Source organism: Sphaerospermopsis sp. FACHB-1194 (assembly GCF_014696235.1).
GTDB classification, from domain to species: Bacteria; Cyanobacteriota; Cyanobacteriia; order Cyanobacteriales; family Nostocaceae; genus Sphaerospermopsis; species Sphaerospermopsis kisseleviana.
In genome coordinates this window covers 1-15048 of record NZ_JACJPU010000051.1, presented here as the reverse complement: position 1 = coordinate 15048, position 15048 = coordinate 1, and the positions used below count along the sequence as shown (strand labels likewise).

Below are 15048 nucleotides of genomic sequence, written 5' to 3'. Positions count from 1 at the left end.
ACAGTTTACTGAGACAGTATTGTCTTAAACCTCAAACATTTTAGTTTGCTGCGACTCCCCATAAGCCACCATAATCTGAAACTTTTCCCCCAACTCTGCACTAAACTCCAATTGAATCCAGTTATCTTCATCTCTTGATATAACCTCTAAAACATTTTCTCCCAAATTATCAATAATATTTAATTTTACTCCTTCAGGTAACAGATGATTTCCCACCGGATATACTTGAGTTAAAATATCTACTTCTAGACCAGAACCAGCAGCAATTTTTACTACTAATGCCACAGAAATTTGCTCAAGGTGCATTCCCAAATCAATTTTTTGTCCCCGCGTCATACTCACAGCACTCTTAAAAGCTAATCCTAATTGTTGCGGATTTAATAAATTCTCAATAGTTTGCCAACTTGCATCTACAAATCCATCTAACCATTGTCCAATTTTTACCAGAATAGATAAATCTTCATATTGTGGAGATTTATCTATTTCTAATTCACTCAGATAAAGTAAAAAATTCTCCAAAGATTGCAACTGATTCAGAGGAACTTCCGCTTCAGCTTGAGGTGTAAAACCTAAAATTTTCGCCTCTTTTAAATCAGAATTGAACTGCACAGCCACATAACCCACTCTATCCTCCCAAACCTCCGGCGGAATTTCACATACTTCTGCTTTTGGTAAAACTGGACGACATTCTAATTTACCTAAATTTTTTACTTTTAAATCAGCTACATTCATCAATTGAATTACTAAAAAGTCATGACTATCACTTCCTTGGCAATCAGTTTCAAATCCCATACACTGGAGATAATTATCTACAGCATACACAGCTAAAGTATTAAGATAAACTTGTTGCCGCTGATCAGGATTAGAAATACTTTGGCTATATTCTTGAGCTATTCCATGAGCTTCTGTAGAGAGAGATACGCTAAAAGTTAGTTGTTCTGTGATGCTATTCATGAGGCAATCTCCAAAATTTTTATAGTCAGTTAATGCAGTTTCTATATATATTTCTTTAAATAAGTAATAATTTTGCGCATCCGTCGCTGGTAGAAACTAGAAGCTGTTGAAAGTGGTACTTTTAATTCCTCAGAAATTTCTTGCCATTGCTTACCATTTAAAACCAACAGCAGAATAGCTTGCAAATTAGCTTGGGGATGATCCTTAATACAGTCATTTTTTAAAACATTCTCTGGATCATTCTCAATAATTTCCTTTAACTGTTGTTGCTCAGATATTTCATTATCTACTGGGAAATCTTTGTTGATTTCATCTAAAGACAGCACTTGAGTCACTTTTTGATGCTTAGGAAGTTGAGTAATCCCTCTTTTTTGGTCTTTTTTACCCACATCAGAAATTCGCCGGGAAAAAATTATATTTACCCATGTCATCACTGGATATTGAGGATTATATTGTTCAATTTTTTGACAAATTTCTATGAATGTAAGTTGTAATGCTTCATGATAATAATCTTCATAGTTTGGTGATTCCCACCACTGAACTTGCTTGCTCAATTTCCCAGAACCGCGAATAGCATTAATCAGCTTATTTAAAGCTATGCGTCTTTTTGCTCTGTCCGTGGGACTTTTACTGTCAGCCGGATATCGCTTGGCTTCATTAACTAGCTGTTGTAGTTCTTGGTTGAGCGCGTCGTCGTCTCTTCCTAGAAAATCATTTGTCATCTCGCACTCCGCACTCTCCCGTGAATATATCTATTCTCGTATCTTCCCCTGTCTGAAAGTTTTACGCAAAAATTTCCATTCTTTACAAAACTTTATATTCCCTAGTAAGCGAACTGCTTGCAGCAGCGGTTCGTTAAGCTGTGATGCAGCTAAATTGTATAATCATAAATTTCTGAACTCTTGTGGCACAGGCATCTTGCCTGTATCATTTATACAAATTAAATGCACAACAGCTTATCGCTCTCCAACAAGCCCACATTTGCAACATTTGTTGATACAGCCTTTCCATAGGCGGTAACTTCTTCAACCACTTACGATTCAGCCATTTTTTCCACTGTACCCAACCTAACCACCCAAAAAAAGCTGTAATTGTTCCTACGATTAAACCAGTGAAAATTTTTAACCAACCTTGAGAGAATAAAGAGAAAAACCAAGCGATCGCTCTAAACAACCATCTAAATAATGTACCAAATAAACCATTTAACAAACCAGTAACCGGTGAAGGCAACCAACCAGCTATCCAGTTCCAAAATTGACGCAATACGCTAACGGTATTTGTAGATAATAATCCTTAATTTCCTTGGGGTATTTAGTATCAGCCTTACCCAACAAAGTGCGATCGCGGTATGGAACTTCAGAAAGTACAGTATAAGTCATACCTTCCGATAATTGTACAGGCGATCGCAAACCCCCTTCCTGATCCACAGCGATCACAGGACCAGGAAAATAGATTTCCTTGGGATTAGACAAAGCAGGTATCAAATTAGGTAAATCTGATACCACATTATAAGTTTGTACAACTTCTCTAGTAGGAGTTTTGATTAATGGTAGATCCAAGTCTATTTTGTAGGACCAAGATGAACATCTTAAAGTAGTAACATCATCATTACGAGAAATTTTCCAACCCTTACCAGTATATTGATCAAAAGCCAAAACCCGCCAAAAACCTTCCGCTTGGGATCTCACCCGCATCACCACCTTGGGTTTCATTTCCCCCCGCAGGTTTTGGTTCATCTCGCTATTAAAACCGTAATAAAAATTACTATCTAGGGGTTGCTGAGAAAGTCTTTCCGTGAGGGCATAGGAGTCAGGAGTCAGGAGTCAGGAGTCAGGAGGAGATTTGAAAATTTCTTTGCCATCTCTTGAAATCCCCAAAAATGCACACTTTTTCCGGTATACCCTTCAAAACCCTTGCACTAATTTCTGTGTTTATCAGCCTCTAACCTTTGATATATCAAGGTTTTAGGTTTATTCAGCAAACCCTATCTACCGTTCCTGGTTCACCACTGCTTCCCTGACCAGTACCAGTACCACTACCATCACCACCACCATTACCTTCTCGAACATAACCAGGATTAATGATACTACGTCCTGTAAACTCGCCTTGTAATTGAATTGGCGTACTCACAGGAAAAGAACGTAATTGATAACCTGGAAAACGAGGTAAAACAGCAAAAATTCCCAGTCCAAGTCCTAAAATCACCAAAAAATTGACAATTAAAACTTTAAAATTAGCACTGGTAAAATTCTTTTTGGTTAACTTTTCTTTTTTTAATGGCTTTAAACCCAAACGTGAGCGATAATCTAGAACCAAAGTTGGCAGAGACACAGCCAAAAATACCAGCAACACAGGAGCAAACGCCATAGTTTGACTTAATGTTGCCGCCACACCTAAAAGTATTAAACCAATAACTATCGAATAACCTAAATCCTTACGTCGCGGTGTGTCATAATTATGCAGCACCTGAAGCTCAATTAACAACTGAGCCAGATTTAATCTTGTATCATTCAACTGATTAACATTCCTGTAGCAATGCAAAACTTAACTGGAATGTTAGCATTGTGGCGACGGTAATAACTCCAAATTGTACCCACTGTACTTAGAGGTACTGCCCAAAGACTAAAGGTAGTCTCCGATGCAATATCCGTCGCCACTATTCCTAAAACTACCAGTCCTAGCACCAGCACCCGCAAGGCGATAGAATCTTCCACTTCTGCTAAAGAAGACCTCTGTTTACTTTGTCGCCCATTACCTACGGGTACGCGCCAAAACCATAAGAAGTTCTCAGTACCAACCCAGCTAAATCATTAATTAACTGATAATCTTCTGGGAACAAGCTCTCTACCGCTTGAACCAACTTAGGACCCAATGGCAGGGAGGAAGTTAGCAACAACTGACACTTGTCCATCAATTGCTGAAAAATTGTATCTGGCAGAGAAACTGGCAGATTGAGCTTAGATTGCTGTGCCAACCACCCCCAGGCAGGAACTAAAGCAATCGCTGGCTCTTCCACAAATTCTGGATATTCTACTAATTGACTTTCCCAAGGGAATAAAGGTGGGTGGTTTTGGATTTCGACTTGTAGCCGACGTTTAAGGACTGCTTGGAAACGTTCTTGCACAGTAGGAACTTCTCCTAGTTCAAAGGTTTGGGATTTTCCTCTTTGATCTGGCTGACTACTTGATGATGTAGATGCTGCCAGAAGAGGGTCTTCTACCCCATCAATTTTCTCACACTCTACCCAGGGATGCTCGCCGGTTTGACATTATCTGCCAACAACCAATCGCGCCACTGGTATTGTAAGGGTTGTGAGTCACTATTCATGAGTAGATGCACTAGATCCGGACACAATTGAGTTACGAATTTCCCAGGCTTGTTCCAAAATCTTAAACCACCGTTTTTCTAGTTGTGCCATTGATAATCCTAAAGCTTTGGCAATGGTTTCGTCAGATTCTCCTTGTTGCTTCAAATCTAATAAAGACCGATCTTGATCATCTAATTTGCCTGTGTACAGTTGCCATTGGTGGGGTGTTAAACCTAAATTAGTAGGTAAAGACACATCTAACCATTCATGCACCAATTCCCAATGATGCAAGAGAGAAAACCTAATTAAATGATACTTAAAACGTTGCTGCAAGTAGTCACGCTGACGTGGGGTTAAACCTAAAATTGACTCGATCTCTTGTGCTGATAAATCCTTGAGACGGAGAGAGAAATAATCAGCACAGTCTGATTGTTGTCGTTGTTCTAAATAATTCATCAATTCCGTAATCACCACGGAGCGCAAAGTATCTTCATCTGGTTCTGGTTCAGTTTGCATGGCCATAGCAGCACGCAATTGTTGTATGGCTGGTTCTTCCCAAGAACCATCAGTTTCGCCACTACTGCCTTCAGCAGCTTGTTCAATATCCACGCTCGTCTCTGGAGGCTGCTGTTGTGAGAAGGTTTGCGCTCGCAGAATAATTAACTGTTGTTGTCTGCCTGGTAAGGGAATGCGGCGTTTAGCATACCTTTCGGTAAATGCCATATATTCGGCTAATTCTAGTAGGGTTTGGGGACGATAGGTAGATGGTTGTTGATTTTCCCTACGGAAAGCATTCAAAGCCTCCAAATAAAAACTTTGAAGAAAATCTTCTATGATAGTCAACCGCCCCTGATAGCTTAGTTGCTTTTGAGGAGGATTAATATAGCGATAAATGATGGCGCTCAAAGTGCTGTGTAATTCTACCCTACCCCGATTAGAACCTAGCTGATAATAGCGGAGACATTGTTGTAGCCGATATCGGGCGAGGGTCATTGCAGAGCTTTCTATTTCTCCAGAAGCCTGAATGCGTTTACTTTCATTACAAATCCGCAGGACTTCGCCCGAAATTCGCAATGCTACATCTCGACAATTCTTTTCTGCCGCCTTTGTTGACTGCTGTAGTTCCTTCAAGAGAAATTGAAAGATAACCTCTACGCCGATAGACTTATCTCCCTGAGTAGTTGCGGTTGCGGGCCAATTCATAGTCGGAATTTTAAAAATAACCTAACATACTTAAACACAACCTGTAAGGCCGTGGCTGTTAGCTTGATAGATGTTATTTATAAGCTACCAGTTATTGGTTGTCAGATGACAAGTGACAGGTGACAAAGAAGGAGGCAGGGGAGCAGTTAATAACCCAGTCCCTCGCATTCATAATTTTGGACATTAATCAGGAACCATTTATAAGCCATGAAAAATTTAGAAGCACAAATTCAACTGTTAATTGATAATGCACCCCAAGATGGTGTGACACCACAACTTGTGGCTAATATTGCGCCTGTTTTGAGAGCGATCGCTCAAAATTTACAACACTCTCAATACTATATTCTCCAAAATTTGCAGGAACGCTGGGTTTTAACTACATTGAAGCACAAGGCTAATGCAGCCCCAAAAGGAACAATAGGGGAAAAGCGGGTAGTTTACGCCTTTCCTAGATTACAGGATGTTTCCCTGGTTTCATCTGTTGGGACCAGCCCTCAAGCAGTGGCTAAACCCATGCCTGTAATTCATATTTTGTTTCAACTGGTGGCATTAGAACCAGTAGATAGTATAGTTTTTTTTGAGACTCCTGGAACAACCAGCAACGCTATGGAAGTCGAGCGCACTGACCTGCAAAAGATGATTGAACAGAAACTGCAAGAACACATACTTAGTCAGCAAGTACCTCCAGATATCGCCTGAATCAATTTTGGATTTTGGATTTTGGATTTTGGATAGAATCTAAAATCTAAAATCTCAAATCCAAAATGCCTAATAAAGCCGACTTAATACATAATCAGTCATGCTGATTAATGCTTGCCGTGATTCTGAGGGTTCTAAGATGGCAATATGTTCAGATGATACCTTGGCATGATGAGCGGCTAATTCTCTGGCCCGTTGTATGCCTTGGCTATCAGCAATCAGCTTCAGTGCCTGCTCTAAATCCCCTTCTTGGGCAAACTCTCTGTCAATTAGCGCTTCCAGGCAAGGTTGTTCTTCTAGAGCAAATAACACTGGTGCAGTTAGATTACCACTTTTAAGATCCGATGCCGCTGGTTTACCCAAAGTATCTGTTGAACCAGTGAAATCTAGAATATCATCTACTATTTGGAAGGCTAAACCCAGATGCTTACCGTAGTTATACAAGTTTTCAGCAGTCTCTGGGGAAACGTTACTCAATATTCCCGCAGCTTTAGAACTGTTAGCAATTAATGAGGCTGTTTTGTAATAGCTCTTTTTCAGGTAAGTTTCCGTAGAAAGATTAGTATCAAAACGATTTAGCCCTTGTTGAATCTCCCCAGCGGCCAAATCCATGATTACTTCTGAAAGCAGTTTAACTACATCCAAATTATCCAGATTTGCCAAATACCAGGAAGATTGAGCAAAGAGGAAATCTCCTGCCAGTACGGCAATACGATTGCCAAACAAGCTATGAACCGTAGGAACGCCACGGCGTACATTTGACTCATCCACTACATCATCATGTACCAAGCTGGCTGTGTGGATCATTTCCGTAATCTCTGCTAATCGTCGATGACGAGGCGTAATGTCTTGTTCTAGCATGGTTGCCCGCGATATCAGCAGCACAATGGCTGGCCTAATGCGCTTGCCCCCAGCACCGAATAGATGTTCGGCTGCTGCATAGAGGATGGGGTGGCGGTTTCCAACTAGCTGTGTGAGGTTATCTGCTAGTATTTGCAGGTCTGCTTCCACAGGGGTAAACAGGGAGGTGGCTGGGGTCATGGATGGGCGGACTCTGACTTTGGTTACGAAAGTTTACATATCCTTTACTCATTTTAAGATAAACCATATCCAGCGCCAAGTTTTCATCCAGGAATCCCAAACCATACTTTTCGGATCAGCACAAGTAGCTTCTCTTATATCCTGGAAAAAAGCCCAGGAGTCAAGGAAGATGCGAAAACAGGAGAATGAAGCAATATTCAGTAAAACGCATTTTTTACATATTTTAATTGTCAAAAATCATACTATAATTATCCTTGATAGGAAAATTCAGCAAAACTTGTCTGTCAACATTGAGAAAATTTGAAATTTAGTCCAGAAGGTAGCTGAAAATCCAGGTCTGTTGTGTTACGCTAATGTGTAGGAATTTTAAATTTTTCAGATATTCACTGCCAAAAAACAGTTAATCATCAATAGGTGATTTTACTCATTGGATTTGTGAGTCTAAAATAACAAGTCGCCGACAGAATGAAGGAAATGATTCCTAACGATTTGCTGTGCGGCAGCAATCCTATTGAGTTAGATGATATGCTTTCTCTTAAGAAAGCCACTACACATCCTCAGCTAACGTTGATCATAAGTGTAGCTCTTACTTGATTGGTGTGAGGGTGAATAAGGCAGACTAGGTAGACTGCTGAGGAGCGCAGTTTTAAGTTGCTATGTAGCAAATTAACTGCTGTTCGATGTGTGGTATGTGAAAAGCTTAATCAAATAATAAATTGTTTAACCAGAGAGAAGTAAAACTCTACTGGTCGGCTTTGCATAGCCTACTATAGCAATCAAGAATGTGCTTGATTTGCTGAAGTTCTACTATTTGTGTATGCAATTTTATAGTCCTTTGAAAGTTGAGTTGGTAGAACAATGATTTATGGAAATATGCCTATGATGATCTTTATTTTAGCTGCTGGATATTTATTTACAGTCTACTTATTATTGGCACTAGCAAAGCGAACAGGTAGAAATAGTGTTATTAAAAGTGGGACTGCGGTTATTCAGGAGCAACACCAGCAGGAAAGAGCTAGCCCTAAGCTGACTATTTGATAGACAAAACTATACTTATGTTGACAAGCATTGACATAAGTGAGTTAAGAAAATCGCCCACTTGATATATAATCCTACGATATCAAGTATTGAATTAAGACTATTGCCAACGCGAAAACCAAGCAATGATAGCGGTAGTCTTTCTTGTAAATCTTAACTTGAGAAATATCGCGTCTGGCTAAGGCGTGCAAGTCTACTGAGGGATAACTGCTCCCATGCTCCCGTTGAAGTAGAGAGTAAAGTCTAGCTTTGTCTAGGTTTTATATAGCAGGTAGTCAATAGTCAATGAAATTTTAGATTTTGGATTTTGGATTTTGGATGAAAGTTGTTTGGTATTCCTAATTCACAAGCAAGCTGGTTATAAAAAGAAGAAATACAAAACAATTGATCTAAAATAATATAAGCGATGCCTGGACTTCGCTAACACAAATCTAAAATCTAAAATTAAATGACTAATGATTAATGACTTAGGGTTTGCTGAAAAAGTCTCTTCGTTAAGGCAGGGAATAGGGAATAGGGAATAGGCAAGAGTTTGGGTGATCTGTTAGTAACCAATTCTTTGAAATTTCACCCGGAAAATGCACGCTTTTAGGAGTATACCCCTGAAAAATCCTGCACTGATTTCCTGATTTTCCACCTGAAACCCTTGATTTATTAAGGTTTTGAGTTTATTCAGTAAGCCCGACTTATGAGCATTGTCCTGATGCAATCGTTACATATCGAGGATTGTTGATCAATGTTCAGATGTGTTCAGCGTAAATGAATCAGACAGTAGCATCAGTCAAGTGTATCTTTTCTACGAGAGGGGTATAGCCTAACCACTGTAATCCAGACTGAGCAAATTGTTGGGGACAACCGCTGACAGCAAAGCGAGTAGGCATTGGTAGGTGATTATTTCTGATGCTTAATAGGTCTAACTCCTGAGCGCAAGCTGTAACAACATGAACAGCAGGGTCAACTAACTTGACGTGAGCAGGGAGGAGCGATCGTAATACAGGTGCTAGAAGTGGATAATGGGTACAGCCATAAATTAAAGTATCAATTTCCTGTTTAAGTAAAGGTTCAAGATAAGCACTAGCAACTTCAGTAGTATAAGGATCGTGAATGCGATTTTGCTCAATCAGGGGGACAAATTCTGGACAACTAACTTGCCAGACTTGGACATCAGGTTTAATTTCCATCATTGCCTGACGATAGGCATTGCTTTTAGCAGTAGCAGGGGTAGCAATAACACCTATTCGCTTACCCATTTGTACTGCGGCCTTTGCTCCTGGTAGGACTACTCCCATAATGGGAAGATTAAATTCTTGACGGACATTTTCTAGGGCTAAAGCAGAACTAGTGTTACAAGCCATAATCACCATTTTCACCCGTTGCTGCTGCATCCAGTTCAGTATTGCCCTCACATATTGTAAAATTTCAGCTTGTGAACGAATACCATAGGGAAGATGAGCAGTATCCCCAAAATAAATAATTGATTCATTGGGAAGTTGTTTATAGATTTGTCGCAGTACCGTCAGCCCACCTACACCACTGTCAAACACCCCAATGGGAGAGCGTTGAGCTTCCTGCTCCGAAAAATTGTCAAGATTACCTTCAAAAATGGAAGATGAAAACACAGGCAAATATTGATTTAGATGTTGCTATTTTAAAATACAGAATTTAGCAGACAATTTGCTTATTGACTACTAATGATTGGGAATAGGGAATGGGGAATAATTTTACCCAATCACCAATCACCAATCACCAATCACCAATTACCTCATCGTTGCTTTAGGTAATTGAGGATACCACGAGCGATCGCATCAGCCATGCGATTTTGGTATGCTGGAGATCCTAGACGGGGATTGTCCTCACGACCAGTCATGTAACCTGTTTCAACTAAAATTGCTGGCATAGAATTTTTCCTAAGTACATAGAATCTGGCTTTACGTGTGCCTCTATCTTTGATGGTACTAATATCTTGGAGAATAGTCTTGCGAACAGATTCCGCCAGACCATAACCACTGTCGTAATAATATACTTCTAAGCCATTGACATCGGGACGATTATCAACTGCATTGGCGTGAATACTCACAAATAAATTCGCATTTACCCTATTAGCTATATCTACCCTTCCTTGTAGTTCTACGAAAAAGTCAGCATCTCGCGTCATTACAGCTTGTACGCCATTTTGCTGCAAAATTTGCGCCACTCTCTTACCAATGGGCAGAATGACATCCTTTTCTAACAAACCGCCCAAACCAGGAGCGCCCGAATCTTTACCGCCATGTCCGGGGTCAATCACTACTATAACTTTCCCTTTGGGAACTGAGAAGCGTGGCTGAGGTTGTGGTTGAGGATTTTCGATAACTGGGTCTGGTAGCTGTCCTTGGTTTCTAGGTAAAGGAGGTAGAGTAATAGACGGTTGTAACTGACGAGAGCTTTGTAATTGCAAAGCTATAATTTGCTCTCCCACTTGGTTAAGTTCGCCGATTTGTATACCGGATGCAGGTTGAACCAAGACAACTACATTGTTAGGCGCTTGTGGTTGTAGGCGTATCCTCAGCACAGGACTATTAGCATCAAAAGCAGGTCCTTTTACCTTACCAGCTAATTTAGCATTAGGAATAGTGATCCGAAATAAACCAGAACTTCTATCCCAAGCACTGGTAGCGGATATAGTTTGATCGGCTTTAATGAGTAATTGTGTACCATTAGCCGCTAATTCCACAGACTCAATAGTGGCTGGGGAATTGCTAACATTTTGTACAGGGGATTGATTTTCTTTAATTTTAGACAGATCGGCAAGACGATCAGGTAATACCACAAAATCACCATTACTGCCGGTTGTTACCCGCCAGTCGGGGCTGTTACTATCCACCTGTAAAGTCATGCGGACCGCAGGTGGTTTATTTGGTAGTTGGGTAAGTTGGATGCGTTTGACACCATAGCGATTAATCAACAAATCTCGTTGTTCTAGATTTGGTGATAAAGCTGCACCACCAATGTCAACATTTATAGTGCGGTTATCTTCGCTGCGATTAACTTGAATTTTAAATATATTTGGGGGGGGATTACCACCACTGGTATCAACAAAAAAACCATCTCCTGTAATTCGCAAATGTTCAATTTGAACTATCCCCCCACTGGTGTTAGCGGCTATGTCTTGGTTAGGTATGCTGACAGCAGTTGTTGTCACCATATTGTAAGTATTTTTGGGGGTGAGTGTTGGTGTTTCTTCTGGGGGTTGATTGGCAGAAGCGGTTACAGGGACTACATCAGCTTCTAGATTTGGTAATTGTACAATCCAGCGACTACCAGTAGAAGGTGTAAATTTGACTAGGTTGGGGTCAATAGTATAACCAGGATTCAGTTCTACAACTACCCGTGTTGTTTGTTGATCAAACTGTCCAATGCGGATAGCGCGAATTGCTCCGCCTATTTGTTGGGTTAATTGGGGACTACCCAAGCTAGTCCCTGGTAAATCTATTACTAACCGAGTAGGGTTAAAAATGAGTTGCGCTTGGGGTTGTACAGGACTAGATGTGTTGATTTCTAGTCTGTTTTGATTGGTATCAAATCGCCAAGATTCTAGTCTAGCTGCCGAAGCTGGCGATGATAGCAAGAAGATGGTGCTAACAGTGCTGGGTATTAACCACTGTAGTTTCAAAGTTTTTACTCCTGATTTGCATTCATGGAATCCGTAAATATTTCAACATCCTTGTAAATCCTCACACCTTTCCCGTCCACACTGGCGCTTGGCACTGGGAGCCAGACACCACAGTTAATGGCGTAATATTATAGCTTATGTTTTTGATTGTGCCATGTTGTCGTCAGGCAAATCAATTTTAGAGCTAACGAGCGACGCTCAACGAATACAGGAGAATAGAGAATGCAGAAGAAGTAAGACTGTGAGTATTATGTTTGATATTTTTGTGAAATTCTCGAATCTTTTAATTCTTGATTTGATAATTCTCCTGAGTAGAAAAGTTCCACCGGAAAGACGTTCCACCGGAATGTCTCTACTGACTTACTGAATTATTAGAAATTACTTATCTTTGTCTCAGGTACTGAAGAATACCTTGAGCGATCGCCTCAGCCATTTGATTTTGATAAGTTGGATTTCTCAGTTTAGCAATATCTTCCCTACCAGTGAGATAACCTGTTTCTACTAAAATTGAGGGCATAGAAATTTTTCTAAGGACATAAAATCTAGCTTTTCGCACTCTCCTGTCTCTAACATTGACACTTTGGAGAATTCTATTATGAACGGCACGAGCCAAGCCCAAGCCACTGTCATAATAATAAGTTTCTAAACCACTAACTTCGGGACGATTGAGACCGACTGAATTGGCGTGAATGCTGACAAATACATCCGCGTTAGCTCTTTCCGCCATTTGTACTCGTCCGGGGAGGCTGACGAAATAATCAGAATCCCTTGTTAATAACACTTGTACTCCGTTTTGCTGTAAAACTTCTGCGACTCTCAGGCTAATAGGTAAAATTATATCTTTCTCTCGTGTTCCACCAATACCAATTGCTCCGGGGTCTTTACCACCATGTCCAGGGTCAATCACCACTAATAATTTGCCTTTGGGAACGGAGGGACGGGGACGTGGCTGGGGATTCTTGATATTTGGATCTGGTAATTGCCCGCTGTTGGGAGATGGTAAGGGGGGTAGGCTAATGGGGGGTCTAACTTGACGATATCTTTCTAATTGTAAAGCTAAAAGTTCGTTACCGACTTGGTTGAGTTCGCCAATTCTGACTCCTGATGCTGGTTGGACAAAAATAACTACAGTGTTAGGGGCTTGGGGTTGCAACCTGACTCTCAGGACAGGGCTATTGGCTTCTAGGGATGGTCCTTGGACTCTGGGAGCTAATTTAGCATTTTCGATGGTGATGCGATATAGTCCAGAGCTTCTATCCCAGCCACCAGTAGCGGATAAATTTTGATCGGCTCTAATTAGTAGTTGTGTGCCATTACCAGCTAATTCTACAGACTCGATAGTGGCTGGGGAGTTATTAGCAACTATGGGTTTGTTAGGGGTGGAAACAGGTGTTGATGGACTAATACTTTGAGGTAAGCGAACAACTCCTTTAGTTGGTAATAGAACCAAGCCGCCAGCACTACTGCTTATTACTTCCCAGTCGGGACTATTTTTGTCTAACCGTAATGTCATGCGGACACTGCTGGGAGTGGTTCGCAGTTGGGTAAATTCAATACGGCTGACACCATGCTTATTGATGGCTAAATTTTTTTGTGTCAGTTCTGGTGATAGGGTAGCGTTGGCAATATCCATAAATATGGTGGTGCGATCAAGGCTACGATTGGCCTTAATCTGAGGATTACCGCCACTGGTACGAATAAAAAACCCATCTCCTGTTGTTTGTACTCTCTGAATTTGAGTAGTTCCTAGTGTGATATTGGCTGCTGTGGAAAATTCCGGTTGAGTTGGGGAACTTTGAGAATCGATGGTGGCTAAATTATATGTGTTATTACTAGCAGTGGGCGGTAGTTCTTCAATTTCTGGCTTGGGTAGTTGTACTGTCCAGCGTCGGGGATTGATGCCAACAAATTTAACTTCTTGGGGGTTGAGGGTATAACCGGGGGTGAGTTCTATAACTAGGCGGGTTGTTTGTGGATCAAGCTGTCCAATCCGTACTGCTCTAATAGCTCCGCCTATGGTTTGGGTTTGCGATCGCCCAAATTGAGTGTTTGGTAAATCAATTACCAAGCGTGTGGGGTTAAAAATTAGTTTTGCTTGGGGTTGTACAGCACCAGAAGTATTAATTTCTAGGCGGTTGAGATTTTTATCAAATCGCCAAGATTCTAATTTGGCGGCTAAGGTGGGGGAAGATAGTAAAAGAACTGTTCCAACAGTACCGGGCAATAAGTAGTGTAGTTTCAAAGTTATTTCTCCTGAGTTACATTTGTAAAAGTAAAGTCATCAATATCTCAATTCCACATTTTTGGCAAATCTGCATACTGTCACCACTGATAATAATTTGGTTTTTAATTGGGGATTTTTCGATTACTATTCTCTAATACCAGGTTATTCTCAGCCGCTAATATTTGATATTAAAATTTTTTTCTTTAGTCAATGGTCAGTTGTCTGTGGTCATGAGATGATTAACCTCTCCCTGGACTTTGCTGGTTCTTAATTGTACCTATGTACTTAGTTCCCAGTGTTTTATTCTCTGTGTTTCTGGAAATAACAATCATATTTAAGTGTGTTATTGAATCCTCATCTTGGAAAATACCCACTATGATCTCGTAATGAAGTTAAGTAGGTAGGCGTTGAAATTTATCGTTGTGGCAAGGCAGGAGGCAGAAGGCAGGAGGGATGAGGTTTTTAGGCATTTTACATTTTGTGACATAGCTTGTTTTTTTCATGCCGACTTACTTAAGTTGCCGGATGCTCATCCATAATTACTGGATAAATATTGAGGATATAATAGGTGAATGAAGGACAGGTAGAAACCAACATCATCAGCAAGATTATAAAAACCGAAATACCAAAGAAATTTGACTATCACAGAAGACGGTGATCGAGAAATATAAGTTTCTGTTAAGTATTAATACTCTAAATACAGGTTTTGTGTGTGCGATTTGAAAAGAAGCTGTGTTCATGAATTAAATCAGACTGCTATATATAGTTAGAGTTCCCAAAAAGAAACATTTATAGAAATTTCCTTGATACTCCCCACGGCTAAAAGCCGGGGGATTCTTGAATAGTCCACAAACGAACCTTCAACGGTGCTATCAAAGACACCCTACTGATTCCACTGAGGTCTAGACCTAGTTTTATCGCTACTTTAAC

The 15048-nt window shown here is 40.5% G+C and carries 9 protein-coding genes and 3 pseudogenes; 2 read left to right on the top strand and 10 right to left on the bottom strand.

The annotated features are described in order from the left end of the window. Positions 1-24: 24 nt before the first annotated feature. The 6 genes and pseudogenes from H6F45_RS22125 to hetZ all read right to left on the bottom strand — a co-directional run bounded on the left by H6F45_RS22125 (position 25) and on the right by hetZ (position 5464). Entirely contained in the window at positions 25-954 is a 930-nt protein-coding gene (locus tag H6F45_RS22125) for a DUF1822 family protein (RefSeq protein WP_190348393.1), read from the bottom strand. Positions 955-995: 41 nt separating this feature from the next. Further along, complete coding sequence (locus H6F45_RS22120) at positions 996-1676, bottom strand: RNA polymerase subunit sigma-24 (RefSeq protein ID WP_096565834.1); 681 nt, start codon at positions 1674-1676, stop codon at positions 996-998. 253 nt (positions 1677-1929) lie between these two features. Then, positions 1930-2732: pseudogene (locus H6F45_RS22115) on the bottom strand (transglutaminaseTgpA domain-containing protein); the annotation flags it as partial. 208 nt (positions 2733-2940) lie between these two features. Next, positions 2941-3668, bottom strand: a pseudogene (locus tag H6F45_RS22110) (transglutaminaseTgpA domain-containing protein); the annotation flags it as partial. 62 nt (positions 3669-3730) lie between these two features. Next, a pseudogene (locus H6F45_RS22105) lies at positions 3731-4281 on the bottom strand (PatU); the annotation flags it as partial. Further along, a complete protein-coding gene (gene hetZ, locus H6F45_RS22100; protein WP_096565832.1) occupies positions 4274-5464 on the bottom strand; it encodes a heterocyst differentiation protein HetZ in 1191 nt (396 codons plus the stop codon). The gene hetZ and the pseudogene H6F45_RS22105, both read right to left, overlap by 8 nt. Before the next feature lie 207 nt (positions 5465-5671). Here hetZ and H6F45_RS22095 point away from each other — a divergent pair, with 207 nt between their 5' ends. Beyond that, positions 5672-6163, top strand: a complete 492-nt coding sequence (locus H6F45_RS22095) for a hypothetical protein (RefSeq protein WP_096565830.1) — start codon at positions 5672-5674, stop codon at positions 6161-6163. Between the two features lie 69 nt (positions 6164-6232). Here H6F45_RS22095 and sds read toward each other — a convergent pair whose 3' ends face one another. After that, on the bottom strand, positions 6233-7204 hold the full coding sequence (gene sds, locus H6F45_RS22090) for a solanesyl diphosphate synthase (protein ID WP_096565828.1): 972 nt from the start codon (positions 7202-7204) through the stop codon (positions 6233-6235). Positions 7205-8062: 858 nt separating this feature from the next. Here sds and H6F45_RS22085 point away from each other — a divergent pair. After that, positions 8063-8242, top strand: a complete 180-nt coding sequence (locus H6F45_RS22085; protein WP_096565824.1) for a hypothetical protein — start codon at positions 8063-8065, stop codon at positions 8240-8242. 764 nt (positions 8243-9006) lie between these two features. On the opposite strand, the gene murI is transcribed toward H6F45_RS22085, so the two are convergent. The 3 genes from murI to H6F45_RS22070 all read right to left on the bottom strand — a co-directional run bounded on the left by murI (position 9007) and on the right by H6F45_RS22070 (position 14136). Beyond that, positions 9007-9861: a glutamate racemase gene (gene murI, locus H6F45_RS22080; protein ID WP_190348392.1), complete on the bottom strand. Its 855-nt coding sequence runs from the start codon at positions 9859-9861 to the stop codon at positions 9007-9009. A gap of 143 nt (positions 9862-10004) precedes the next feature. Continuing rightward, positions 10005-11894: an N-acetylmuramoyl-L-alanine amidase gene (locus H6F45_RS22075; protein WP_190348391.1), complete on the bottom strand. Its 1890-nt coding sequence runs from the start codon at positions 11892-11894 to the stop codon at positions 10005-10007. A gap of 382 nt (positions 11895-12276) precedes the next feature. Next, positions 12277-14136 (bottom strand): N-acetylmuramoyl-L-alanine amidase, encoded by a 1860-nt coding sequence (locus H6F45_RS22070; RefSeq protein ID WP_190348390.1) that lies wholly within the window; start codon positions 14134-14136, stop codon positions 12277-12279. Positions 14137-15048: the final 912 nt, after the last annotated feature.

Coding starts and splice junctions, on each gene's coding strand:
- H6F45_RS22125 (WP_190348393.1), bottom strand. CDS start 954: ATGAATAGCATCACAGAACAACTAACTTTTAGCGTATCTCTCTCTACA.
- H6F45_RS22120 (WP_096565834.1), bottom strand. CDS start 1,676: ATGACAAATGATTTTCTAGGAAGAGACGACGACGCGCTCAACCAAGAA.
- hetZ (WP_096565832.1), bottom strand. CDS start 5,464: ATGAATTGGCCCGCAACCGCAACTACTCAGGGAGATAAGTCTATCGGC.
- H6F45_RS22095 (WP_096565830.1), top strand. CDS start 5,672: ATGAAAAATTTAGAAGCACAAATTCAACTGTTAATTGATAATGCACCC.
- sds (WP_096565828.1), bottom strand. CDS start 7,204: ATGACCCCAGCCACCTCCCTGTTTACCCCTGTGGAAGCAGACCTGCAA.
- H6F45_RS22085 (WP_096565824.1), top strand. CDS start 8,063: ATGATTTATGGAAATATGCCTATGATGATCTTTATTTTAGCTGCTGGA.